This is a genomic window from Thiomicrorhabdus sp. zzn3, from assembly GCF_029767755.1.
GTDB lineage: Bacteria > Pseudomonadota > Gammaproteobacteria > Thiomicrospirales > Thiomicrospiraceae > Thiomicrorhabdus.
This window is the reverse complement of sequence record NZ_JARUQS010000001.1, coordinates 1,647,377-1,657,111: the sequence shown is the minus strand read 5'-3', so window position 1 is coordinate 1,657,111 and position 9,735 is coordinate 1,647,377. Positions and strand designations below refer to the sequence as shown.

Annotated in this window: 6 protein-coding genes; all 6 read left to right on the top strand. The window is 41.7% G+C overall.

Annotated elements, in window-relative coordinates; genetic code table 11:
- Nucleotides 1-197 precede the first annotated feature (197 nt).
- The 6 genes from QCB44_RS07665 to QCB44_RS07640 are packed head-to-tail and all read left to right on the top strand — an operon-like array spanning nt 198 to nt 9,696.
- A complete protein-coding gene (locus QCB44_RS07665) occupies nt 198-1,691 on the top strand; it encodes an AAA family ATPase (RefSeq protein ID WP_279409154.1) in 1,494 nt (497 codons plus the stop codon).
- Nucleotides 1,688-3,367, top strand: a complete 1,680-nt coding sequence (gene mshL, locus QCB44_RS07660) for a pilus (MSHA type) biogenesis protein MshL (RefSeq protein ID WP_279409153.1) — start codon at nt 1,688-1,690, stop codon at nt 3,365-3,367. The genes QCB44_RS07665 and mshL overlap by 4 nt, the downstream gene beginning before the upstream one ends.
- A gap of 49 nt (nt 3,368-3,416) precedes the next feature.
- A complete protein-coding gene (locus tag QCB44_RS07655) occupies nt 3,417-5,216 on the top strand; it encodes a tetratricopeptide repeat protein (RefSeq protein WP_279409152.1) in 1,800 nt (599 codons plus the stop codon).
- Nucleotides 5,213-6,898, top strand: coding sequence for a GspE/PulE family protein (locus QCB44_RS07650; RefSeq protein ID WP_279409150.1), 1,686 nt, complete (start codon nt 5,213-5,215; stop codon nt 6,896-6,898). The genes QCB44_RS07655 and QCB44_RS07650 overlap by 4 nt, the downstream gene beginning before the upstream one ends.
- Nucleotides 6,899-6,910: 12 nt before the next feature.
- On the top strand, nt 6,911-8,116 hold the full coding sequence (locus QCB44_RS07645) for a type II secretion system F family protein (RefSeq protein WP_279409148.1): 1,206 nt from the start codon (nt 6,911-6,913) through the stop codon (nt 8,114-8,116).
- Nucleotides 8,113-9,696: a hypothetical protein gene (locus QCB44_RS07640; RefSeq protein WP_279409145.1), complete on the top strand. Its 1,584-nt coding sequence runs from the start codon at nt 8,113-8,115 to the stop codon at nt 9,694-9,696. Before QCB44_RS07645 ends, QCB44_RS07640 begins: the two co-directional genes overlap by 4 nt.
- Nucleotides 9,697-9,735: the final 39 nt, after the last annotated feature.

The window sequence follows — 9,735 nt, the reverse complement described above, 5'->3', positions numbered from 1 at the left end:
AGAAGTGAAACGTCTTAGCGCCGATGGTAGTGTGGGAGGTCCCATGTGAGAGTAGGTCATCGCCAAGCTTATATTCCTAAAACCCGCTCAGCTATCGCTAGCGGGTTTTTTTATGTCTTAAATTTCTCCAAGTCGCTTTATTTTTTCTGCTTTTTAGCTAAGAATAGGTATATGAACAGTATTTCAAAGCAGAGATTATGTATAAGACACACTTCGGTCTATCCAAACTTCCATTCAAAAACACACCGGATCAGCATTTTTTTTATGAGCAGGCTTCCCGGCTTGAGATTCTGCATGCGCTTATATATGTGATTAAAAGAGGTGATGCAATTGTAAAAGTCACGGGTGAGGTTGGATGTGGCAAGACAACGCTTTTAAGGTTATTAGCCGACTCTCTGGATGACAGTTTTCGTATTGTTTATATCAATTCACCCAACTTAACTGCGAAAGACCTTTTGTTTCATATTGCGGATGAATTAGAAGTAGTAGCGGATCCAAGTTGGCCAAAGTATCTGCTTATCAAATCCCTTAGAAATGCCCTGGTAGATTTTCATGCGGCAGGTAAACAGGTAATAATGTTGGTTGATGAAGCCCAATCAATGTCTGAAGATGCGTTAGAAGAAATTCGCTTATTGAGCAACATCGAAACCGATACGGATAAATTAATCCAAATTGTTTTGTTTGGCCAACCTGAGCTCGATAAAGCGTTATCCCAGCATAGTCTGAGGCAGCTTAAAGATAGGATTTCATACAATATACATGTCCCTGCACTCACACCTGAAGAAGTCCAGGCCTATTTGAATTATCGAATGAGGCAGGCTTCTTATAATGGTTTGGACTTTTTCAATCGTAAATATTCCCGTCTTGTTCATACTTTGTCTAAAGGATTGCCACGATCGATTAATACAATTGCAGATCAATTATTGATGGCGGTTTATGGCAGTGGTGAATCTAAACTGCATAAGAAACATTTTAAAAACATTTCTAACGAGAACACCCATATTAAACGCAAGTTACCATATGCTTTGATTCTAGGTTTAGTGTTTATTGTAGGAGTGGTTATAAGTTTGTATCGTTTTGAGGATTCCGTTAGCTCTGTATTTTCAGTTAATCAAAATAGTCCGAAAACAGTCGGTACTGATAAAAAAGAGCAGCAGCTTGAACAAACTAGTGATACCGATTCTTTAAAAAAACAAGTTGATGAATCACCTGCTTCCGAGTTGCGGTCAAACGTTAAGGTAACAGCAGCCGAGAAGGCCAAGAAATCCACAGACGAAACTTTGATAACGACTTATTTAGAGAAACAGGATTTACCGTATGAAATAGGTAAAAGATTGGCCATTGATCATTTAAACGCTGAAGAATGGCTTTCTAGCAATAATGATGTGAGATATGGAATTCAGTTGTCGGTGGTAAATCTAAAGGATTATGCTAAGGCCAAAGCCTTTTATGAGCGCTATAAAATGCTATCTTCTAATTTAAAGATTGTGTTAGACTTGAATCAAAATGCGAAAAAATACCGAGTTAAGTTTCTATATTTATTTTCAGATAGCTATAGCTATTTAGTCGAAGAATTGTCTGGTCTGCCAGCCAGTGTTAAAAAAAGCCAACCCTTTATTTCACCTGTGGGGCAGGTATTAAAAGATCTAGAAACCACTAATGCAACTTTAAGTAGCTGGGATATGTCATGAATTACTCTATTTCATTCAAAATATTTCGTTCTGTGTCAATTGCTGTCATTTCTGCATTAATATTGGTTTCCTGTGCAACATCGGAAGTTAATCGAGAGCCTGTTTCACCTCCTGTTGATAGTGAATTTGCTCTGGCTGGACATTTGCAAAAGAAAGAAATTATAGGGCCACAAAGTCAGCCTAATGCTGACATCCCAAGCATTGTAACTAAAAAGGCGGTGCTTCCTCCTAAACCTAACTTTCAGCACTCGGTAAGAAAGTATTCTGTCTCTGCGGTAAATATTCCTTTGTCGGAGTTACTGTTGAAATTGGCACAAGACTCTAATAAACAATTGGATTTACACGCCGGCGTAGATGGTTCTGTAACCATTAATGCAATCAATCAGGATTTGAATACCATTTTGAAAAGAATTTCAATTCAGCTTGGTTTTTTATATGAGATCAAGCCAGGAAGTATCGTTGTGAAACCTGATAAACCCTATTGGGATAATTATTCCATAGATTACGTTAATCTTAAGAAAGTCAGTCAAGATACGATCGATATGAAGATGTCTGTTGGTGGTCCATCCGGTATTGGTACGTCTGCAGGCAGTGCGTCAACAGGTGGTAGTGCCGCTAATATCAAGGTTGTGTCAGAACATGACTTCTGGGCAAAGCTTGAAGAAAACTTATCCAGAATCGTTAAATCTGGAACCCTTGCACAAGGACAGGCTGTAAAAACCGGTTCAGGGAGTGCGGGTAAAGCGTTAAATCAAAATGTGGTAATTAATGAAGAAGCGGGCGTTATTACTATCTATGCAACAGGTGCCGAGCATAGAGCAGTTAAAACATACTTAGACCAGGTAATGGATCGTGCAGAAAAGCAGGTTCTGATTGAAGCGACAGTGGTAGAAGTAGAATTGTCGGATCAATACCAAGCTGGTATCGATTGGTCTACGTTGGTTAAATCGGATGATGGAAGTGGTGTATTAAGCCAAAACTTGATTTCGACATCGTTAGCATCTAACTCAGCCTTGGCATTTAATTTTACGGGAATTGGTGGTGATTGGGATCTCGGACTGCGAATGCTTCAACAGTTCGGTAAAACCAAGGTTCTCTCTAGCCCTAAGATCATGGCTGTTAACAACCAGACTGCGTTATTGAAAGTGGTTAACAACGAAGTTTATTTTACGATTGAAGTGAATAGAGAGGCGGCAACCTCTACAAGCGCTGGCGTGACAACTTACGAAACTGAGGTTCATACCGTCCCGGTTGGGTTTATGATGAGTGTAACCCCTTTTGTTAGTGATGGGGATGATGTGTCATTGAATATTAGACCGACTATTTCACGAATAGTGGGGTATGTTAACGACCCAAGTCCTGATTTGGCGCGTGAAAACATTGTCAGTCGAATTCCTGTTATTCAAGAGCGAGAGATGGCATCGGTTCTGAAATTAAAGGATATGCAAACGGCTGTAATCGGTGGTCTGATCGAAGACTCTAACACAAATGATAAAAATGCTGTTCCATGGGTAAATGAGCTGCCTTTTGTGGGTGATATTTTTTCCTATAAAGATGATTATGCTAAAAAAAGCGAGCTGGTTATTTTTATACGTCCTGTAGTCGTCAAAAATCCAGACTTAGACAATGGAGATTTGTCTTCTCTACGACAGTTTTTGAAGACTGAACGAAATTAACCTAATCACTAACTGTGAAGTTTTTAAGTTGTGAAAGGCGGTAGAAGCCGTGAGTGTATTACTTGAAGCCTTGAAAAAAGCTGCTGAGAATAAGAAACAGAATGAGGCGGCTGATGAAAGCGTCCGTGTAGCGACGGAAGCTGCTATTGAGCCTGATAATAAGCAGGAATCTGGTATTGCGTTTAATTTTCAAGACCAGGAAAACAACTCGGATGTAGCGACACAGCTTAAAGATGAACTCGATAAGAATTATTCTGAGAGCAAAAAAGAACACGATTCAGAGAATAAATCGAGCTTGCAGTTAGCTGAGGAGGATTTACTTACAAACGAAGCGGATCTCCCTTCGCTATCAATTGATGATTTGGAAGCTATTGATGCTGTAAGTCCTCTGGAAAATAGGGGGGAATACCCGCAAGCAGAAGAGTCAGTAAAAAAATCACATGAAGTGTTCGTTTCAAATGAAGCTGAAGACGTTGTTGGTGCCGGAGAGTCGCCAAGCGATATTACAGAGAATGCCGATCTTGAAGAGAGTAGTGACGAATCAGAAAATTCCAAAAGTGGCATTAATGACATCTCTTCGGCTCATCAAGGTAGAAATGATCAGAATGAGTCGCAAGAAGATCAAAGCTACGAATGGAGTTTAAGTCAACTTCCTGGGTATAAGGAAGCGGATAAACGTCCAATGTCGGCTTCAGCCACGCCAAATATCTCTGACAAGGTCGAGCTTGAAGAAACGCCACAAAACAACGCCATTCTTACGACTAATCAGCGATTCAAATCCAGTTTAACTAAATCGATTCGCAACGTGTTTTTCGGGCGTTCTTCCACCTTTCTTTTATACAGCTTTTTGTCGTTATTTGTCTTGACCTTGTTGAGCTTGTTTAGTCTTCTTTATTTTCAAGATCAAAATAATAAGCTTGAACAGAGTATGCGTAAGTATGAGATAGTTCGGGCACCACTGGAGCTTGCCAAACCTGCAGTTGAGAAAAAGGAAGAGGTTGAAGTCGCCACTCTCGATCGTTCTGAAGTTGGCGATGCCGAAGAAAAGGGTAAAGATACAGTTGAGTCAGCCGGATCTGACGGTGCGCAAGAGTCTCAAAATATAGAAATTAGCCATATCGTAAAGGAACAGGAGGATGTTGGTTCTAAAACGATAGAGAACAACAAGACAGAACCCACACCGCCTTCAAAAACCATCCGGAAGCCAGTCGTGACGCCAGTGAGTGTAACGAGCGGTATGCTTGAAGTTAAAAGCTCTGTGGGTCAATCCTCGCTGAATCTAGCGTACGATGCCTTGTATGCACAGAACTATCCTCTGGCAAAACAGAAGTTTGAAGAAGTTTTAGCTGTAAATGACGAAAGTGTTGAAGCTTGGAATGGTCTTGGCGCAGTTTATGCGCAGCAGGGCGATGTTGAAAGGGCTATCCAACAATACTATAAAGCGCTTGAGATTGCTCCCGACAATTTACATGCTTTTGAAGCAGTGGTTGCACTAAACAGCGGGAGTTTGAGCGGTGAGCAGTGGAAGAGAGAGATTAAACGCGTTCTAAGTAAACACCCTCAGTCCGCGATTCTTAATTATGCGTTAGGAAATATTTATGCACAGGAAACTGATTGGGAGAAAGCTCAAGCCTATTTTTTCCAAGCCTATTCTTTAGATGATTCAAATTCAGATTATCTTGTCAATTTAGCGATAAGTTTGGATAGGTTGGGTAAATATGTGTTGGCTGAAAAATATTACACCTTGGCATTAGTGCATGCAAATACACAGTCAGTGAGCTTTGACTCAGAACAAATAAAACTTAGGTTAGCAACAATTAAGCAGTTTCTCGGGCAGAAGGAACTATGACACATCCAGCGCTATTAGGACAGCGTCTGATTGCAGATGGAAAAATTACGCCTGATCAGTTAGAAATCGCATTAACTGAGCAAAGAAAGACAGGCAAGAAATTAGGTGAAGCCTTATTTCGTTTAGGCTTCCTATCCGAAGAAGATATCAGCGAAGCGATTGGCGAATCCGTTGGCTTTGAATCCGTTTCCCTGAACGGCATTGTGCCGGATGCCAAAGCCATCAGTCTGGTTTCGGAGTCGTTTGCCCGAAATTACACGGTGATGCCGATCAGTCTTCAAGATAATGTTCTGAAGGTGGCTATGGCGACACCTGATGACATTTTATTGCTCGATAAGCTTAAGAGACACATACAAAAACCTGATATTCAAATTGTCCCATCATTGGGCGTTGAAAAAGAAATTTCTAACACAATCGACAATTACTACGGTTATGAGCTATCGATTGATGGAATTCTTAGGGAGCTTGAAACAGGTAAGATCGACATTAACCGGCTGTCCGAAGCACGAGAATATTCTCAGCCGATGGTGCGTTTGGTTGACAGTATTCTAACCGATGCCGTCAAAAGGAACGCTTCAGATGTGCATTTTGAGCCCGAAGAAAACTATATTCGTATCCGTTACCGAATTGACGGGGTTTTACAAGAGGTTCGCCTACTGCATAAATCGTTTTGGTCAGGCCTGGTTGTACGATTAAAAGTAATGTCTCGTCTTGACTTAACTGAGCAACGTTTGCCGCAAGATGGACGAATGGATTTGATTGTACACGGGCGTCGTATTGATTTTCGTGTCTCATCTTTACCAACGTCACATGGTGAAAACTTTGTTTTAAGGATTTTGGATCGGGAGAAAGGGATTGTCCCTCTTGATAAATTAGGGTTGGATCCTGAATCCTACGAGGAATTGAAGTTGATGTTGGCAAGGCCAACTGGAATTATGTTGGTAACCGGGCCGACCGGTTCCGGGAAAACCACCACACTTTATTCAATTTTAAATGAATTGAATCAAGTGGGGGTAAATATCATGACGCTGGAAGATCCTGTTGAATACCCAATGTCGATGATCCGCCAAACGGCGGTGAATGAAGAGATTGGCATGGATTTCGCCGCAGGGATAAGGGCGCTGTTAAGACAAGATCCCGATATTATATTGATTGGTGAGATCCGAGATCCGGAAACGGCCGAAATGGCCTTGAGGGCAGCAATGACGGGGCATCAAGTATTTGCAACATTGCATACGAACTCTGCCATTGGAGCCGTTCCAAGACTGATTGATATTGGGGTTTCCCCCTCGATTCTTTCTGGAAATATCATCGGTGTCGTTGCACAGCGCTTGGCACGGCGATTATGTGAAAAATGCAAAGAGCCTTATGAGGCCGAAACTTTCGAAAGACAGATCATGGGGCTTTCTCCGGATCAGGAAATGACTTTGTACCGGGCAAAAGGCTGTGACAAATGTAATCAGACAGGATACAAAGGGCGCTTGGCGATTTTAGAAACCTTGAGATTTACCGCTGAAATGGATGATATGTTACTCGCGGGTGAATCTCAGCATGCGATTTTGGATGAAGCGTTGAAAAATGGTTTCTCAACCATGGCTAAGAGTGGTTTACGGTGGGTGAAACAGGGCAAAACTTCAGTTGAAGAAGTCAGCCGTGTTGTGAATTTGACCGAATTATTATAAAGGTCGATTTAAATGCAGAATTATCGCTATACAGGAATTAATCGTTTTGGCAAGCGGGTAAGTGGAGTGATGCCGGCGGCGAATCTCCACGAACTCAATCAACGGTTACTGAAAAAAGACATAAATCTAATTAGTGGTAAGAAGCAAACTCCTGGGTTGTTTGGCCTTGGTCAGCCCAAAATAAAACGTAAAGACATCATTGCGATCACTTTTCAGTTTGAACAATTGCTGAAAGCCGGTGTTCCACTTATGGAGGTGATCGAAGATTTACGTGATTCCTATGAAAATGACCAGGTTAAACAGGTGTTGGCTGGAATTTTTGATGCAATGCAGGGTGGTGCTACCTTTTCTGATGCCTTGAGGGATTATGAACATATTTTTGGTAATGTTTATGTCTCCCTGGTGTCTGTCGGTGAAAATACTGGGCGATTAGACAAGATCTTAGAAGATCTGGCCAATATGTTGAAGTGGGAAGATGAGCTCGCATCTAAAGCCAAGAAAGTTATGATTTACCCCTCAATTGTGGCTACCGTAGTCATCGCGGTTGTCATCTTAATGATGGTGCTGGTGGTACCAGAACTGCTTGGATTCATCAAGTCCATGGGAGGAGAGATTGGGATAGCGACAGTGGCGCTGATTGCAACTTCAGATTTTATCAGCGGGCATCTTCTGGAAATTTTTATCGTACCAACTCTGTTTTATGTTGCTTTGAAAGCATGGAGAAGCAAGTCAGATGACTTTAAATTGAAGACGGATAAGATGGTCTTAAATCTCAGCATCATAGGCCCGGTGATTCATAAATTAAAGTTGGCTCGTATCGCGAATTCACTGGCAGTGATGTATGGCGCAGGGGTCAGCTTTACAGACAGCCTAAAAATGACCGCTACGGTGGCAGGCAACACCTATCTGGAAAAGAATATCGATACTGCGGTAGAACTGATTAAGGAAGGTAAATCTATCCATGAATCTTTTAAGGAAGCCGAAGTCTTTCCAACGATGGCGATTCGAATGGTGAGGGTTGGAGAAAACAGCGGTCAAATGGACGAGGCCCTTAAAAATATCAGTTATTTGTACGATCGAGAAGCCAAAGAATTGATCGAAAAAATCGAACCTACAATTGAGCCTATTTTGACATTAGTGATGGGATTTATTGTAGGTTGGATCATGCTCGCGGTACTTGGTCCAATTTATGACACCATATCGAAGGTACAGTTGTGAAGGGCGTATTCTACTTAAATGATCAAGGCATAGTTGCCTTTTCCGAAAACTGTCGTTTTCTGGCGGAACCGAAGTTTTTCGCTTGGGAAGAACTTCAGGATTTTGAAGACTGGCTTGTCGATTCCCCGAAAAAAATGCGCTTTACCGTGATCTTTGATTTGGTTGATGAGGACATTTCCATCGACCCCTATCCGCGATTATATCTGTGGGAAAAGGCATCTGTTCAGAAAGGGGTGACGGAGCGCTTAAAGGCGGAAGGCGCTGATTTTGTGAACACTCAATGGACGGGTATCACGCAGACCAACCCCGAGGGCCGGGCGGAAGAGTTCATGATGACGGCTTCGATTGTTGCCCCTTCGCATTTGATGCAGTTTTTTTCAGCCTTGGAGCAGTTTGAAGTAACACTTGAAGCGATCCAGTCGGCGCCATTTTTGTTAGCGCAGTACGCTGAGCGTTATTTAAAGAAAGAGCTCGGACTAAATAATAAAGAGTTTGAGCGCCCTTACTTTATTATTTCGAGACATGGCAAAACCAGTTATCGCCAAACTTTCTTTAATGAAGGAAAATTGCGAATCAGTCGTTTAATTGAAATTGACGTAGATGAGATGGATCCGCATGGAGTTCAGTCAGCACTGATTCATGAAGCCAAGCTGGCTCGCAACTATATCTACAATCAAAGTCTGATTAAGGATCAGCATTCCATTGGTTATATCTTCCTGGACAGCGATGAGTTGAACTTGTTTGAGCTGGAAAAGCGCGTTTTGAGTGAAGGCTTGATTATCTCTGAAGATGAGATGCAGAACACGCTTTTTCATGCAATGACATTAGGCAGCATTGACTTTAAACGAACACTTTGCGGTCTTAGAGATTCCAAAGCCTATTATGCCTCGTCGATGTTGGCAGAATTTGTCATTAATCACTCTATCGCGCCGTTTTACTCAAATGAATATGCCGCGCGCATGCGTTTCTCAATTGGAGCGCAGCGAACCTTAATTGCAGCAAACAGTTTGTTGGCCATCGCCTTATTGAGTTATGCATCGGTGATGGGCATTAACACCTACCTTAGCCAATATAAATTGGAACTGCTGGATCAACAAATTAAAAACCACATTGCAGAAAAAGAACGACTGCAAAAAGAAGTAGATCTGCAAATTGATGCTAAGGAAATCAAGGCTTCGGTTGACTTTTCAGAAGCGATCTTGGGCTTAAAGCAAGAGCGTACAGTTGGTTTCAAAGTAAAACCGATCAGTGATGTGTTCGCTAAGCATGAGCATACTCAACTCGTTAAGGTGGAATGGAAACAAAAAGATCGTTTAGACAGTCATACCTTTGAAGTAGAGGTTGATGGTTGGGTTTTTCCATACAAAGATTATTTTAAAGAACCGGTGGCATGGGTCGATGCATTAGTGGAAGATTTAAAAAACGTTCCTAGTTTGCAGGATGTGCAGCTCACGTTAGAGCCGTTGAACCGTAACTTAAAACAGGCCGTGACCATCGATATGGAGTCCATGGAAAAAGCCGAGGTCATTGCTTTGCCATTTAAAATTAAGATGAGGGTGCATGATGGAAAGTCTAAGTAATCTGTTTTCACTCTCGGTAATCAAAAAGTTTTATCTTAA

Bases quoted from the DNA above. Each gene is read 5' to 3' on its own strand.
- QCB44_RS07650 (WP_279409150.1), top strand. From the start codon at position 5,213: ATGACACATCCAGCGCTATTAGGACAGCGTCTGATTGCAGATGGAAAA.
- mshL (WP_279409153.1), top strand. From the start codon at position 1,688: ATGAATTACTCTATTTCATTCAAAATATTTCGTTCTGTGTCAATTGCT.
- QCB44_RS07665 (WP_279409154.1), top strand. From the start codon at position 198: ATGTATAAGACACACTTCGGTCTATCCAAACTTCCATTCAAAAACACA.
- QCB44_RS07645 (WP_279409148.1), top strand. From the start codon at position 6,911: ATGCAGAATTATCGCTATACAGGAATTAATCGTTTTGGCAAGCGGGTA.